This is a genomic window from Neorhizobium sp. JUb45, from assembly GCF_004343585.1.
GTDB lineage: Bacteria > Pseudomonadota > Alphaproteobacteria > Rhizobiales > Rhizobiaceae > Neorhizobium.
This window is the reverse complement of the sequence record NZ_SLYW01000016.1, coordinates 1-14,475: the sequence shown is the minus strand read 5'-3', so window position 1 is coordinate 14,475 and position 14,475 is coordinate 1. Positions and strand designations below refer to the sequence as shown.

12 protein-coding genes are annotated in these 14,475 nt (G+C 58.7%); 10 read left to right on the top strand and 2 right to left on the bottom strand.

Annotated features, from left to right (window positions below):
- Positions 1–50: 50 nt before the first annotated feature.
- Entirely contained in the window at positions 51–1,052 is a 1,002-nt protein-coding gene (locus EDF70_RS28340; RefSeq protein ID WP_132281233.1) for a substrate-binding domain-containing protein, read from the bottom strand.
- 188 nt (positions 1,053–1,240) lie between these two features.
- Between EDF70_RS28340 and EDF70_RS28335 the strand changes: the two genes are divergently transcribed.
- The 10 genes from EDF70_RS28335 to EDF70_RS28290 all read left to right on the top strand — a co-directional run bounded on the left by EDF70_RS28335 (position 1,241) and on the right by EDF70_RS28290 (position 13,501).
- Positions 1,241–2,266 carry an ABC transporter substrate-binding protein gene (locus EDF70_RS28335; protein WP_132281230.1) on the top strand — a complete coding sequence of 342 codons (1,026 nt, stop codon included), beginning with the start codon at positions 1,241–1,243 and terminating at the stop codon, positions 2,264–2,266.
- A gap of 78 nt (positions 2,267–2,344) precedes the next feature.
- The gene (locus tag EDF70_RS28330) at positions 2,345–4,576 is read left to right on the top strand and encodes an iron ABC transporter permease (RefSeq protein WP_132281227.1); all 2,232 of its coding nucleotides are present in this window, start codon (positions 2,345–2,347) and stop codon (positions 4,574–4,576) included.
- On the top strand, positions 4,573–5,631 hold the full coding sequence (locus EDF70_RS28325; protein WP_132281224.1) for an ABC transporter ATP-binding protein: 1,059 nt from the start codon (positions 4,573–4,575) through the stop codon (positions 5,629–5,631). The genes EDF70_RS28330 and EDF70_RS28325 overlap by 4 nt, the downstream gene beginning before the upstream one ends.
- 31 nt (positions 5,632–5,662) lie before the next feature.
- The gene (locus EDF70_RS28320) at positions 5,663–6,484 is read left to right on the top strand and encodes an inositol monophosphatase family protein (RefSeq protein WP_132281221.1); all 822 of its coding nucleotides are present in this window, start codon (positions 5,663–5,665) and stop codon (positions 6,482–6,484) included.
- 91 nt (positions 6,485–6,575) lie between these two features.
- Positions 6,576–7,880, top strand: coding sequence for a sn-glycerol-3-phosphate ABC transporter substrate-binding protein UgpB (gene ugpB, locus EDF70_RS28315; RefSeq protein ID WP_132281218.1), 1,305 nt, complete (start codon positions 6,576–6,578; stop codon positions 7,878–7,880).
- Positions 7,881–7,947: 67 nt separating this feature from the next.
- Positions 7,948–8,829 carry a sn-glycerol-3-phosphate ABC transporter permease UgpA gene (ugpA, locus tag EDF70_RS28310; RefSeq protein WP_132281215.1) on the top strand — a complete coding sequence of 294 codons (882 nt, stop codon included), beginning with the start codon at positions 7,948–7,950 and terminating at the stop codon, positions 8,827–8,829.
- Positions 8,830–8,838: 9 nt separating this feature from the next.
- The gene (gene ugpE / locus EDF70_RS28305) at positions 8,839–9,687 is read left to right on the top strand and encodes a sn-glycerol-3-phosphate ABC transporter permease UgpE (protein WP_112456489.1); all 849 of its coding nucleotides are present in this window, start codon (positions 8,839–8,841) and stop codon (positions 9,685–9,687) included.
- Positions 9,687–10,733: a sn-glycerol-3-phosphate import ATP-binding protein UgpC gene (locus EDF70_RS28300; RefSeq protein ID WP_132281212.1), complete on the top strand. Its 1,047-nt coding sequence runs from the start codon at positions 9,687–9,689 to the stop codon at positions 10,731–10,733. The genes ugpE and EDF70_RS28300 overlap by 1 nt, the downstream gene beginning before the upstream one ends.
- Before the next feature lie 103 nt (positions 10,734–10,836).
- A complete protein-coding gene (locus EDF70_RS28295) occupies positions 10,837–12,495 on the top strand; it encodes a Na/Pi cotransporter family protein (RefSeq protein ID WP_132281209.1) in 1,659 nt (552 codons plus the stop codon).
- A 652-nt stretch (positions 12,496–13,147) separates the two neighbouring features.
- A complete protein-coding gene (locus EDF70_RS28290) occupies positions 13,148–13,501 on the top strand; it encodes a response regulator (protein ID WP_132281206.1) in 354 nt (117 codons plus the stop codon).
- A gap of 78 nt (positions 13,502–13,579) precedes the next feature.
- On the opposite strand, the gene EDF70_RS28285 is transcribed toward EDF70_RS28290, so the two are convergent.
- Complete coding sequence (locus EDF70_RS28285; RefSeq protein WP_132281203.1) at positions 13,580–13,879, bottom strand: hypothetical protein; 300 nt, start codon at positions 13,877–13,879, stop codon at positions 13,580–13,582.
- Positions 13,880–14,475: the final 596 nt, after the last annotated feature.

Sequence of the window (14,475 nt, the reverse complement as noted above, 5' to 3'; positions counted from 1 at the left end):
GAAACAGTATCAATGTTCAATAGAGTTCGCGCGCCATACCCTTGCCTGCATCATCCGCCCCTGACGGATTCGCGCCAGACAAGATCAGCGGTCATTCTGCAAAACTGACCATCGTCGGTCATTGGCTGGCTCAGCCATGAAACGGCTTCTTCGGCAATACGATCCACCGGCTGGGCGAACGTGGTGAGTTGATAGGATGACCATGAGGATTGCTCGATATCGTCGAAACCGACGACACAAAGATCATCCGGCACGGCCAGCTTGAACTGATGGCGGGCAGTGTCCATCACGCCGCAGGCCAGAAGATCGTTGGCGCAGAAGATCGCATCCGGCCGCACCTCTCGCGTCAGCAATCGTTGCGCCAGCACGACACCGCTCTGGTAACGGGTCGGCCCGAAACGCTCGACGGTCACGTCTATACCGAACTCTCGTCCCGCCGCACGAAACCCCTCTTCGCGCGCCATCAGGCTGGGTGTGCCGACATCGGAATTGGCGAAGGCGAAACTGCGGCATCCGGCTCGCTGGAACGCGATAAAGGCTCGCCGCGCCGCCTCCTGATCACGCAGGTTTATCATCAAAGCCCCTGCACGCTCCTCGTCGCGATTGATGAGAACAAGTCGCTGACCGCTTTTTACGCACAGATCAGTGATCGATTTGTCCGGCATCCCTGACAGGACGATAGAGGCATCGGCACGATAGCTGATGGCGAGCTTTAAGGCTTCGTCGACGCTTCTGTCCGAACGATCGGTGTTGATCAGCATGGCAATCTTCGCGGCATTCTGAAGGTGCCGGGAGATCGCCCGGATCAGGCTTGCGCGATAGGGCGTATCCATCTCGGAGACGATAAGACAGACGATGCCGCTCTCGTTGCGCATCAGCCCGCGGGCGAGATGATTGACGTGATAACCGAGCGCCTCCGCCGCCTCCATCACACGGCGGCGGGTCTCTTCGGAAACGCTGGCACCGGGCGTAAAGGTACGCGATACGGCCGAGCGCGACACGCCTGCCCGTTCCGCAACTTCCTTGGCGCTCACGAATATCTTCTGGCTCACGACATACTCCCACGCTTTTCCTGCATCTTTTTGCAAGGGAGTGCAACATGCGTGTGACATCGCATTTATGCACAGCATCTGGCCCTAGCATATTTGAGGTTGACAATCCGCATGAACGCATGAAACCTTTGCACACGCTTGCAAGAGCGGGATGATGTGGAGGCGTCATCCAAATCTGGGAGGATATCATGCGTCTTGCTTTGATGGCGTCGGCCGCTCTGGCCGGCCTGATGTTGAATGCGTCGGCGACCAAAGCCGCCGAAGACCTCAACCTCATATGTTCCGCCGATGTGGTGATCTGCGAAATGATGCAACAGATGTTCGAGAAGGACACCGGCATCAAGGTCAACATGGTCCGCCTGTCTTCGGGTGAGACCTATGCCAAGGTCCGTGCCGAGGCACGCAATCCGAAAACCGATATCTGGTGGGCGGGGACAGGCGACCCGCACCTGCAGGCAGCATCCGAAGGACTGACGCAGGAATATAAGTCGCCGCATCTCGATGAATTGCAGGACTGGGCCAAGAAACAGGCGGAAAGCTCCGGCTACAAAACCGTCGGCGTTTATGCCGGCGCGTTGGGCTGGGGTTACAATACCGATCTCTTCAAAAAGAAGAACTACAAAGAGCCCAAGTGCTGGGCCGACCTGCTGGACCCTGCCCTGAAGGGCGAAATCCAGATGGCCAACCCGAATTCCTCGGGCACAGCTTATACCGCGCTCGCATCGCTGGTGCAGATCATGGGCGAGGACAAGGCGTTCGATTACCTGAAACAGCTCAACGCCAATGTCTCGCAATATACCAAATCCGGCTCGGCACCGGTGAAGGCGGCAGCGCGCGGCGAAACCGGCCTCGGCATCGTTTTCATGCATGATGCCGTGGCGCAGACTGTCGAAGGTTTTCCGATCAAGTCGATCGCGCCCTGCGAAGGCACGGGTTACGAGATCGGCTCGATGTCGATCATCAAGGGCGCCCGCAATCTGGAAAGCGCCAAGAAATGGTATGACTGGGCGCTGACGGCCGAGGTGCAGTCGCACATGAAGGAGGCAAAATCCTTCCAGCTGCCGTCGAACAGACAAGCCGAGGTTCCCAAGGAATCACCGCGCTTCGAGGACATCAAGCTGATCGACTACGACTTCAAGACCTATGGCGATCCGACCGAGCGCAAGAAGGTGCTGGAACGCTGGGACAAGGAAATCGGCGCCAACGCCAACTGATCCCTTGCTGTCTGCCGCGCTTCGGCTGACCGGTGCGCGGCATGATCGACTAGTCATGTGATGAGGTCGCATCGCACCATGAACAATCATAACCGCAGAATGGATATCGTGCTGGCTCTCGGCTTTGCAGCCTTGGTGCTCATGCCGTGGTATCGAATAGAACAAGGCTTTTATGCCTTTACCTGGCTGGCGGATTTTCCGGGCAAGCCTTCGGTGGCACCCGGCATCCTGCAAATCGCCCTGCATGGCCGCATGTGGCTGATTGCCGTCCTGCTTGCCTATGGTCTGGCGGTGGCCGCACGCTTTACCGCCGATCCGATGCTGCGCGGAAAACTGCTGTCCATTGCTGGCGGTTTCGGCGTGCTGTTCCTTGCGCTGCAGGGACTGGCAATCGGCATGACCGGTTTTACCTGGACGATCAGCGAAACGATTTTCGGTCCGCTGGCGGACGGCCAGCCGCCGATGGGAGCGGGTGCCGTTCTGTCAGCCATCTGCTTCGTGCTGATATTCGCCTTCGGCCTTGCCGAACGCGGCGTCATGCGCGGCGATGCCTTTGTCGTCGCGACCATTTCCATGCTGGTCTTTCTCGTTGCGGTCTTCGTGTTTTACCCGATCGGCGCCATGTTCATCGGTGCCTTTCAGGATTTCGATGGCTCGGTGAATTTTGCCGGCTTTTCCCGCAATTTCGTCGACTCTTCGATCTGGAGCCTGGATTGCGTCATTGGCGGTGCCCGCTGCGGTGTTGCATGGCGCACGCTGTTCCTCGCGATCATGACGGCTGCCGGCTCCACCGCGCTTGGCCTTGCCTTCGCGCTTGTCGCAACCCGCACACGGTTTCCGTTCAAGAAGGGGCTGCGGCTTCTAACCATCCTGCCGATCATCACGCCACCCTTCGTGATCGGCCTGGCCCTCACCTTGCTGTTCGGCCGTGCCGGCATCGTCACTCAAGGCCTATCTTCGACTTTCGGCATCGAACCGAGCCGCTGGCTTTACGGTCTGACCGGCATCTGGATCGCACAGGTTCTGTCGTTTACACCGATTTCCTTCCTCGTTCTGATCGGCGTCGTTGAAGGCGTCAGCCCCTCGATGGAGGAAGCATCCCAGACATTGCGTGCCGATCGATGGAGCACCTTCTGGCGTGTCTCGCTACCGCTGATGAAGCCCGGCCTCGCCAACGCATTTTTGATCGGCTTCATCGAAAGCATGGCCGATTTCGGCAATCCGCTGGTGCTTGGCGGCAGCCACGGCGTTCTGTCGACGGAAATCTTCTTCGCCGTCGTCGGTTCGCAGAACGATCCGGCCCGCGCCGCCGTGCTCGCCATGATCCTGCTCGGCTTCACGCTGTCCGCCTTCCTCGCCCAGCGTCTCTGGCTGTCGGGCAAGAACTTTGCCACCGTTACCGGCAAGGGCGACAGCGGCGCCCATATCGCCCTGCCAAGACCGCTTTCGATCGGTGTGCATGCCGTGGTCATTCCATGGATGATCTTTACGCTCGTTGTCTACGGCATGATCCTGTTCGGCGGTTTCGTCAAAACCTGGGGCCTCGACAACAGTCTGACGCTCGCCCATTACGCCAAGGCGTTTTCCATCACGTTCCGCGATGGCTCGCTGGTCTGGACAGGCGTCGCCTGGAACTCGTTCTGGACGACGATGGAAATTGCCCTGATCGCCGCACCGCTGACGGCAGCGGTCGGCCTTGCCACGGCCTATGTCATCGTGCGGCAGAAATTCGCCGGGCGCGAGCTGTTCGAATTCGCGCTGATGATGAGTTTTGCCATTCCCGGCACCGTCATCGGCATCAGCTACATCATGGCCTTCAACCTGCCGCCGCTTGAAATGACCGGTACGGCGCTGATCCTGATCGCCTGTTTCGTGTTCCGCAACATGCCGGTCGGCGTGCGCGGCGGCATCGCGGCGATGAGCCAGCTCGACAAGAGCCTCGACGAAGCCTCGATGACGCTGCGCGCCACCACCTTCCGCACCGCCCGCAAGGTGATCCTGCCGCTGCTGCGCCCCGCCATCACTGCAGCGCTGGTCTACTCTTTCGTGCGCGCCATCACCTCCATCAGCGCCGTCGTTTTCCTGGTCAGTGCCCAGTACAACATGGCGACGTCCTATATCGTCGGGCTGGTCGAGAACGGCGAGTATGGCGTCGCCATCGCCTATTCCTCCATGCTGATCGTGGTGATGATCACCGTCATCACCGGCTTCCAATTGCTGGTGGGCGAGCGACGGCTGCGGCGCGAAAACCGCGTTGCCGGACTGAACCAGCCGACCCTCCCCATCATCTCCAAGGAGAAAGCCGCATGACCCGAAATGCCGGATCGGTCACATTCCAGAATGTGCGCAAGACGTTTGGCGCATTCACCGCCATCGCCGACCTGTCGCTCACGGTCGAACCCGGCACGCTGGTGACGCTGCTCGGCCCTTCAGGCTGCGGCAAGACGACGACCCTGCGCATGCTGGCAGGTCTGGAACATCCGACATCTGGCTGTATCCTGATCGGTGGCAAGGATGTGACCATGCTGCCCGCCAACGAGCGCGATGTGTCGATGGTGTTCCAGTCCTACGCCCTGTTTCCGCACATGAATTCGCTCGACAATGTCGCTTATGGCCTGGAATCCTCCGGTCTGCCGCGCAAGGAAGCGCGGCAGAAGGCCGAACATGGGCTCGAACTCGTCGGCCTTGCCGGCATGGGCGGGCGGCTTCCGGCGGAACTCTCCGGTGGCCAGCAGCAACGCGTCGCCGTGGCGCGTGCGCTCGTGCTTGAACCGCAGGTGTTGTTGCTCGACGAGCCGCTTTCCAATCTCGATGCCCGCCTTCGCCGTCGAGTGCGCACCGAAATCCGCGAGCTGCAGCAACGCCTGCAGTTTACTGCCGTCTACGTCACCCACGATCAGGACGAGGCGCTGGCGGTGTCCGACCGGATCATCGTCATGAAGGACGGCGAAATCGCCCAACAGGGTTCGCCGCGCGAGCTTTACGAAGCCCCCGCCTCGCCTTTCATTGCCGATTTTATCGGTGAGGCGAATGTTGTGCCCTGTGAAGTGATCGACATCACCGGCAGCGATGCGACCATCAGCATCGAAGGATTGCGCCACGTCGTGCCGGCCCGAGGTGCCCGGCCCGGCAGGCACCAGCTGGCTGTACGTCCCAGCGCCATCACGCTCGAGCCTGCCGAAACGGCTGCCTTTCCGGGCCGCATCAGCCATGCGGCCTATCTGGGCGATCATATCGAATACGAGGCGGAAACGAGCGGCGGGACCCTGTTCATCGTGGACCCGTCGGTCGACCGCCCTCTTGCACCCGGTACCCGCGTGGCGATCGGTTTGAAAAACCGCGGCATCGCCATCATCGCGCAGTGATGCGCCTGCACAGATCGAAGGATATTTGCCCATGGCAGCACAAGAGGACGAAATCAGAAAACGCCGGAAGCTGGCCGAACGCGTCGCCGTCGAAGCCGGCAAGCTTGCGCTCGGCTACTTCAATCGCCGCGACACACTGGTGATCGAGAGCAAGGGCGATCCACAGGACGTCGTTTCGATCGCCGATCGCGAAGTCGAGGAACTGATCCGCAACTGCACGGGTGATGCCTTTGGCGCGGATGGTTTTCTCGGAGAGGAATACGGCCTGACCGGCGGCAATAGCGGCTACACCTGGGTGGTCGATCCGATCGACGGCACCAGCCCTTTCGTGCATGGCATGCCGAACTGGTGCGTTTCGATTGCCGTGCTGCACAAGGGCGAGCCGGTCGTCGGCGTGATCCATGTGCCGTGCCACGACGAACTTTATTCGAGCGCGCTGGGCCAAGGCGCCACTCTGAATGGCAAGCTTCTTGAACTTGGCACGACCAAAACCATCCGCAATGCCGTGACCGGTATCGGCGCCAATCATCATGTGACGCCGGAATCGGTTGGGAAGATCGTCGAGGATCTACTGGCGAGCGGTGGCAATTTCGTCCGGCTGGGCTCCGGTGCGCTGATGCTGGCCTATGTCGCAGCAGGCCGCCTCGTCGGTTATTTCGAGCCATACATGCATGCCTGGGATTGCCTTGGCGGTTATTGCCTCGTGCGTGAAGCGGGAGGCTGGTTTCTGCCTTTCCCCAGCGAAGGAGATCATCTGACCAAGGGGGCACCTGTTCTCGCCGCCGGTCCGGGCGCAATCGAAGACCTGCTGCGTATTTCCGGTATCGACAAGGAAGGTGTCGCCGCCGCGTAGCTGCGAAGGACATGCTGAGGCCGAGGAGGGCCTCAGACAATACCGCCGGATAGGGCGGCAGGCCTATTCATGGAAAGGGAGGAATACGACCATGAAGACTGTTCTGACATCAGTTCTGACAACCGCAGCCTTGGCTCTGATGGCATCCAGCGCATTGGCCGCCACGGAAATTTCCTGGTGGCACGCCATGACCGGCGCCAATAACGAGGTGATCGACCAGCTTGCCAAGGAATTCAACGAGGGCCAGTCCGATTACAAGATCGTTCCGGTCTTCAAGGGCACCTATCCGGAAACGTTGAATGCTGGCATCGCCGCCTTCCGCGCCAAACAGCCACCGGCGATCATGCAGGTTTTCGATGCCGGCAGCGGCGTGATGATGGGCGCGCAAGGCGCTATCGTGCCGGTCGCCGACGTTCTGGAAAAGGGCGGCTTCAAATTCGACAAGGCGCAATACCTGCCGGGTATCGTCGCCTATTATTCGAAACCGGACGGCACGATGTTGTCCTTCCCCTACAACTCGTCCTCGCCGATCCTCTATTACAACAAGGATGTGTTTGCGAAGGCAGGGCTGAACGCAGATGCGCCGCCGAAGACATGGCCGGAAGTGTTTGAAGCCGCCAAAAAGATCAAGTCCAGCGGGGCCGCGAACTGCGGCTTCACCTCGACATGGCTGACCTGGATCCAGACCGAAAATCTTGCCGCCTGGAACAATCTCTCCTATGCGAGCCACGAAAACGGCCTCGGCGGCACCGACGTCAAGCTGGCCTTCAATGCCGAACCCTTCGTCAAACATTTCCAGTCGATCGCCGATCTCGCCAAGGACGGCACGTTCCGCTATGGCGGCAGAACCTCGGAAGCAAAGCAGCTGTTCACATCCGGTGAATGCGGCATCCTGACGGAATCCTCCGGCGGGCTTGGCGACATCATCAAATCCGGCATGAAATACGGGATCGGCCAGCTACCTTATTATGAGGGCGAAGGTCGGCCGCAGAACACCATTCCGGGCGGCGCAAGCCTGTGGGTGTTCGCGGGCAAAAGCGATGCGGAATACAAGGGTGTCGCCACCTTCTTCAACTTCCTGTCGCAGACCAAGATCCAGGCCCGCCTGCATCAGGTGTCCGGCTACATGCCGGTGACAATGGCCGCTTATGAAGACACCAAGAAATCCGGCTTCTACGACAAGAACCCCGGCCGCGAGACGCCGCTTCTGCAGATGATGGGCAAGCCACCGACCGAAAACTCCAAGGGTGTGCGCCTCGTCAACCTGCCGCAGGTGCGCGACATCATGAACGAGGAATTCGAGTCAATGCTGGCCGGCAAACAGGATGCCAGGGCAGCGCTCGACAAGGCCGTCGAACGCGGCAATGCGGCGATCCAGCAGGCGATCGGCAAATAACATCCATATACGCCGTCCGCATGTAAAAACCATGCGGACGGCTATCCCGATATCGAGGAGGTTGCCGGTGCAGAGCGTCGTCTTTCCGAACAAGATCCTTCCCTATTTTCTGGTCGCACCGCAGATCGTGCTGACCATCGTGTTCTTCTTCTGGCCGGCAAGCCAGGCGCTTTACCAGTCTGCCATGCGGGAAGACCCCTTTGGGCTGCAGAGCGCCTTTGTCGGGTTTGCCAATTTTTCGGCGATCCTGTCGGACCCGAACTATCTGCATGCGCTGCGCGTCACTGTCGTGTTCAGCGTGGCAACCGCTCTTCTCTCGATGGGCATCGCCTTGCTTTTGGCGACGGCTGCCGATCTCGTCGTGCGCGGCAAAGGTTTTTACCGCACGATGATGATCATCCCCTACGCGGTGGCGCCCGCCGTGGCCGGCATGTTGTGGCTGTTCATGTTCAACCCCGCCATGGGCACGTTCGCCTATATTCTGCGCCGCAACGGCGTCGCCTGGGATCCGCTGCTGAACGGTGATCAGGCCATGGCGCTGGTCGTGGTGGCCGCCGCATGGAAACAGATCAGCTACAATTTTCTGTTCTTCGTGGCGGGTCTGCAGGCCATCCCGAAATCGCTGCTGGAAGCCGCTGCAATCGATGGTGCGCGCGGCGCACGGCGATTCTGGACAATCGTCTTTCCGCTTCTCGCACCGACCACCTTCTTCCTGCTGGTCGTCAACACCGTCTACGCCTTTTTCGACACCTTCGGCATCATCCATTCCGTCACCGGCGGCGGACCGGCCAAGGCCACCGAAACGCTGGTCTACAAGGTCTATAACGACGGTTTTGTGAACCTCAATCTCGGCTCGTCGGCCGCACAGTCGGTCATCCTGATGGTCATCGTGATTGCGCTGACCGCCTTCCAGTTCCGCTTCGTCGAGCGGCGCGTGCATTATGCGTGAGGTGAAAAGATGATCGAAAACAGACCCGTAGCAAGCCTGATGGCGCATCTGATGCTGATCCTCGGCATCATAATCGTCGCCTTCCCGATCTATTACACCTTCATCGCCTCGACGGCGCCGGCCGGCGCAATCGTTCGTCCACCACTTTCGCTTCTGCCGGGCGGGCATATGGTGGAGAATTATACGGAATCCATTTCCGGCGGCGTCGAACGCGTCGTCGGCGTCAGCCTCGAACGGCTGCTGTTCAACAGCTTTGTCGTCGCGATCGCCATTGCCATCGGCAAGATCGTCATCTCGTTCCTGTCGGCCTTCGCCATCGTATTCTTCCGCTTTCCTTTTCGCATGGGCTTTTTCTGGATGATCTTCATCACGCTCATGCTGCCGGTGGAGGTTCGTATCCTGCCGACCTACAAAGTGATCGTCGATCTCGGCCTGCTCAACACCTATGCCGGTCTCACCCTGCCGCTGATGGCTTCGGCGACAGCCACCTTCCTGTTCCGGCAGTTTTTCCTCACCATTCCGGGCGAGATGCTGGAGGCGGCGCGCATCGACAATGCCGGGCCGTTCCGCTTCATGAAGGATATCCTTCTGCCGCTATCAATGACCAATATCGCGGCGCTGTTCGTTATCCTCTTCATCTACGGATGGACGCAATATCTCTGGCCGCTGCTCGTCACCGACAGGGCAGAGATGAACACGATCATCATCGGCCTGCGCCGCATGGTGGATTTCGCAGATGCCTCGACGCCGTGGAACTACGTGATGGTGACGGCGATCCTGGCAATCATCCCTCCCGTCATCGTCGTGGTGCTGATGCAGCGCTGGTTCGTCAAAGGTTTGGTGGAGACCGAAAAGTAATGGCTACGATTGAACTCAAGGACGTCCGCAAGACCTATGGTGCGAATATCGAGGCCATCAAGGGCGTATCGCTCGACATCAAGGATGGCGAGATGATCGTGCTCGTCGGCCCGTCCGGCTGCGGAAAATCCACGCTTCTGCGCATGGTGGCCGGACTGGAAAGCATTACCGGCGGCGACGTGACGATTGCCGGACGCCGGGTCAATGATCTTGAACCGTCGGAACGCGACATTGCCATGGTGTTCCAGAATTATGCGCTTTACCCACATATGTCGGTGCGCCAGAACCTCGCTTACGGCCTGAAGAACCGCAATACGCCGAAAGACGAAATCGACCGGCGCATTACCGAGGCAGCCCGCGCGCTGGAAATCGAGCCGTTTCTTGACCGCAAGCCGCGACAGCTTTCCGGCGGCCAGCGACAGCGTGTCGCCATGGGCCGTGCGATCGTGCGCAAGCCGGCAGCCTTCCTGTTCGATGAACCGCTCTCCAATCTCGACGCCAAGCTGCGCGTGCAGATGCGCGTCGAAATCCGCAGGCTTCAGCGTTCGCTCGCTACCACCTCGATATACGTCACCCATGACCAGATGGAGGCGATGACACTTGCCGACCGGCTGGTGGTGCTCAATGCAGGGCGCATCGAGCAGGTCGGCACACCGATCGAGCTTTATGAAAAACCGGCCACCACATTCGTTGCCACCTTCATTGGGTCGCCATCGATGAACCTGATGCCGCTGGCCGGCAAACAGGGTAGCGGCGTGAACTGGCCCGCCAATGTGGCCACTGTCGGCATCCGCCCGGAGGACCTCCTGATCGCGGATCCCGCTGTGGACGATGGTTTTCGCACGCAGGTACAGGTGATGGCGGTCGAGCTGGTTGGTGCGGAAAGTTATGTCCATGGCCTAACGGAAGATGGCAGCGCGATCGTGTTCCGCGTGCCCGGCCGCTCTGTCATCGCGATCGGTGAGACACTGTCGCTGACCGCCTCACCGGATCGTTTTCACCTGTTCGACGCCGAAGGCCGTCGCGTGGAGCCGCGGAACCCGTGACGGCATCATCGCGCAGCATTTCCTGCCGACACTTGATTACCGCAACAGCCTGAATATTATTAGACGGCTAATGAAAATTCGATTGCTTTCGACTGGAATATCCATGTCCGTCATCATAGCCCTGATCGCATTGGCCGGCCATATCGCGCTCCTTCTGTGGGGGACGCGCATGGTGCAGACTGGCATCCAGCGCGCCTTCGGACCCAGCCTGCGTTCGTTTCTGGGTCATGCGCTGAGCAACCGCTTGAAAGCCTTTCTGGCCGGCATGGGTGTCACGGCAGTTCTGCAAAGCAGCACGGCGACGGGCCTTATGGCAACGGGCTTTACGGCCGGCGGGCTAGTGGATCTGGTGCCGGCGTTGGCGGTCATGCTGGGAGCCAATGTCGGTAGCACGCTGATCGTGCAGGTGCTATCCTTCAATGTCGCAGCAGTTTCACCGGCTCTCATCCTGATCGGCGTCCTGATGTTCCGGCAGGTGCAGAACCCGCAGGTTCATGATCTTGGCCGCGTGTTCATCGGTATCGGCTTCATGCTGCTGGCGCTGCATCAATTGCTCGATGTGCTGGAGCAATATGCCCATACACCCGCCTTCGAGACCATTCTCCACGCAATTTCGAAGGCTCCCCTTCTCAGCCTCCTGCTGGCAGCAGTGTTGACATGGGCAGCGCATTCCAGCGTCGCAGTGGTGCTGCTGATCATGTCTCTGGCAAGCCAGGGCCTTCTTGATCCCTATCAGGCCTGTGCGCTGACGCTGGGCGCCAATCTCGGAACGGCCATCAATCCCGTTGTCGAGGGCCAGTCAGGGGCCGATCTATCAGCGCGACGGCTTCCGATCGGCAACCTTCTCACTCGCGTCATCGGCGTTGCGCTGGCTTTCCTCTTCCTCGAGCAGATCACCACCCTAATGACCTCCTCTGGAAGCAACGACGGCCGCGTGGTGGCCAATTTCCATACAGTGTTCAACCTTGTGGTGGCGGCATTGTTCATGCCCTTCCTGACGCCATTCGCAAATGCTCTTGTCCGGTTCATGCCGCAACGCATCGACGAAAGCGACCCAGGCCAGCCCCGTTATCTCGATCCCTCGGCCAAGGAGACACCGATCGTTGCGCTACAGGCAGCAGCCCGTGAGGTCCTGCGGATCGTCGATATTCTGGATGAAATGCTGGCGGGCACCAAAGCGTCACTCTCGACCAACGATCGCCGGGCGCTGTCAGTTCTGCGCAAGCAGGATACGGTGCTCGATCGGCTCAACACCGCCGTGAAGATCTACCTGACCTCCATCGATCCCGACGAACTCAGTGATGCCGACAAGCGTAGGCTCGAAGAAATCCTGATCTTTTCCACCGGGCTCGAACATGCCGGTGACGTGCTCGATCAGAATGTACTTCCACACCTCGCCAAACGTCTGCGGCGCGGCATGACATTCTCAAAGACCTCCAAAAGCGAATTGAACGCTCTTTTCGACCGCCTTGCGACCAACCTGCAAATCGCTGCCGCCTTGTTCATGTCGCAGGACGGGCGAATGGCCCGCATGCTGGTGGAAGAGAAAATTGCGTTCAGGAAAGCGGAACGCGAAGGCACAAAAGCCCATTTTGACAGGCTTCGGCAAGGAGATGTCACGGCAACCGAAACCAGTTCCCTGCATCTCGATCTGCTGCGCGACCTCAAGCAGATCAACTCCCATCTTGTCGCCGCAACCGCCTATCCCGTTCTTGAACAGCAGGGCGACCTGCTGCAAAGCAGGATCTCAACGAGCCACTGATTTGGAAAATGCCACCTATTTGCCCGAATGGGTAGGGCGTTTCATCTTACCGATAGCTAGTCAAGTAAGGTAAACCCCTGCAATTATCAGTTCCCAAGGTGACAAGTTCCCACGTCGGTCTTGAAGGGATACGAACTCTCGCACCCCGTTCTAGTGAAAATATCTAAGAATAATTGTCCAGTATTGGCAACTACTTGCCCTTTTTTTTGACCGTTGGCCCGCCCAGTCATCGCGGCCGTGGCGGATTATGAAAAGCACTCAGGCCTTCCCAAATCCAGCTGTTGAATAATCGGACGGCCCATCAGTCGGCAGTGGTTCTGAAGACGCCCGCCTTTGTCCGTGTGCCGAGCAGCCCGCTCAGCTCAGGCTCCTCAGACTTGACCCTCTGGACGTCCTCAAGGGTGGACGACTCGCATGAATATGGAGGTTCGTTTGGCTGGGGATAAGCACACAACCTTAGAGTTTACGTGATGTTTCGACTAGCCGCAGTTTTATTGCGGCATCGACCCTTGCCGGTAATGGCTCTTGGAGCAGAGGCGATAATGCTGATGGCGAGATTGTCAGGATCAGCGAATAGGCGACAAACTTTCGCCGACAAGGAACAGACTGCAACGGTCGGGTGTTTGGCGATGCAACATACTGGAGGCGACGCGTGGCAACCGTTCTTGTCGTTGAAGATGAACCCTTGATCCGCCTGACGGTGATCGACGCGCTTGAAGATGCTGGGTTCCACGTCATCGAGGCCGAGACGGCTGACGATGCCCTCGCAGTCATCGAAAATCGCCATGTCCATCTTCTCTTCACCGACGTTCAGATGCCAGGCACGCTGTCTGGAGTGGATCTGGCTCATGCCGTTGCCGAGCGCTTTCCAGATGCAGGCATCATTGTGTCGTCGGGCCGCCTTACTCCGGCAGACCTGACGCTTCCTGCGTCGGCAGAGTTCTTTGCAAAGCCTTATGACTTTTCTATCATCATCGCCAGGCTTCGCGCACTTTCCAACTTATAAGCGCATTCGACAGAAGTGACCTACACACTCCATTTTAGCATTACCGTCGGCTCGCAGGAATCGCATCTCGAGCATGGCCTACGAGAGATTATCGTGATAGACGAGAAGGACCACGGTGAAGGTGATAATGCCCATAGCCATTAGAATGAAAGCGCGCTTGGACGACGCTCGATCTTTGAAGTTGACTGCTGCGACGAAGGTACAGACTGACCACAGCACGGTGATCATAATCAACAACCAGGAATAAACGAGCGGCCCAAGATCGTAGCCTCCACCGCCTATTGATGGCGAAGAGGGCTTGTCGACCTGCACGGCAACAAGGATAAAGACTGGGATTGCAAGTGCTGACAGCCAGAGGCACATCGACTTGGTTCTCATCGGCCTTCAACTCACCTCTTCGCCTCGTATGCCTTCGATTGAGAAACTTATTTGAAAGCGTCATCTCCGCAACACTCTCACCGCACTTTCCCGAAGGGCCGCTCGGCCAAAAGCTAGGCTGACCCTTTAATCCAGATGTCGAGAGCCCTCGCGGATCTTCTTTCACACTGGCTTACTGGCTTGAACAGAGCGTTCAAGTGTGTCGGACTAGGCGAGTTCGAGTTTTTTGCGATCACGAACCATATCGTCGATCCTGTATAGAGACCTTCAAGCCTGGACGATCCATAAACACTTATATTGCATGTGCTCGCGATAGCTGCCACTGTTGGCGGGTTGCCGCAGGAGTAGCGGCTGTTCGCGAGATTGCAATTCTCGTTTGCACCCACGTATCCCGCAGATCTGCCTGCCCCGTCCTGGGGATGGAGCTCGTGCGCTCGGAGATACTTATGCCCACAGACCTATCTTGTGAGCGATTTGTGGCGAAAGCCGCAAACCTTCTTGGGTAATCCCCCCTCCGAATAACGGACTTCAAAAGTAGAATTTTCTCGGGCTTTATGATCGAGGAGATTTTGATGAAGACGAGCAGATTCAGTGAA

Excerpts from the sequence above, each read along its gene's own strand:
- EDF70_RS28335 (WP_132281230.1), top strand. The coding sequence starts at position 1,241 with ATGCGTCTTGCTTTGATGGCGTCGGCCGCTCTGGCCGGCCTGATGTTG.
- EDF70_RS28330 (WP_132281227.1), top strand. The coding sequence starts at position 2,345 with ATGAACAATCATAACCGCAGAATGGATATCGTGCTGGCTCTCGGCTTT.
- EDF70_RS28325 (WP_132281224.1), top strand. The coding sequence starts at position 4,573 with ATGACCCGAAATGCCGGATCGGTCACATTCCAGAATGTGCGCAAGACG.
- EDF70_RS28320 (WP_132281221.1), top strand. The coding sequence starts at position 5,663 with ATGGCAGCACAAGAGGACGAAATCAGAAAACGCCGGAAGCTGGCCGAA.
- ugpB (WP_132281218.1), top strand. The coding sequence starts at position 6,576 with ATGAAGACTGTTCTGACATCAGTTCTGACAACCGCAGCCTTGGCTCTG.
- ugpE (WP_112456489.1), top strand. The coding sequence starts at position 8,839 with ATGATCGAAAACAGACCCGTAGCAAGCCTGATGGCGCATCTGATGCTG.
- EDF70_RS28300 (WP_132281212.1), top strand. The coding sequence starts at position 9,687 with ATGGCTACGATTGAACTCAAGGACGTCCGCAAGACCTATGGTGCGAAT.
- EDF70_RS28295 (WP_132281209.1), top strand. The coding sequence starts at position 10,837 with ATGTCCGTCATCATAGCCCTGATCGCATTGGCCGGCCATATCGCGCTC.
- EDF70_RS28285 (WP_132281203.1), bottom strand. The coding sequence starts at position 13,879 with ATGAGAACCAAGTCGATGTGCCTCTGGCTGTCAGCACTTGCAATCCCA.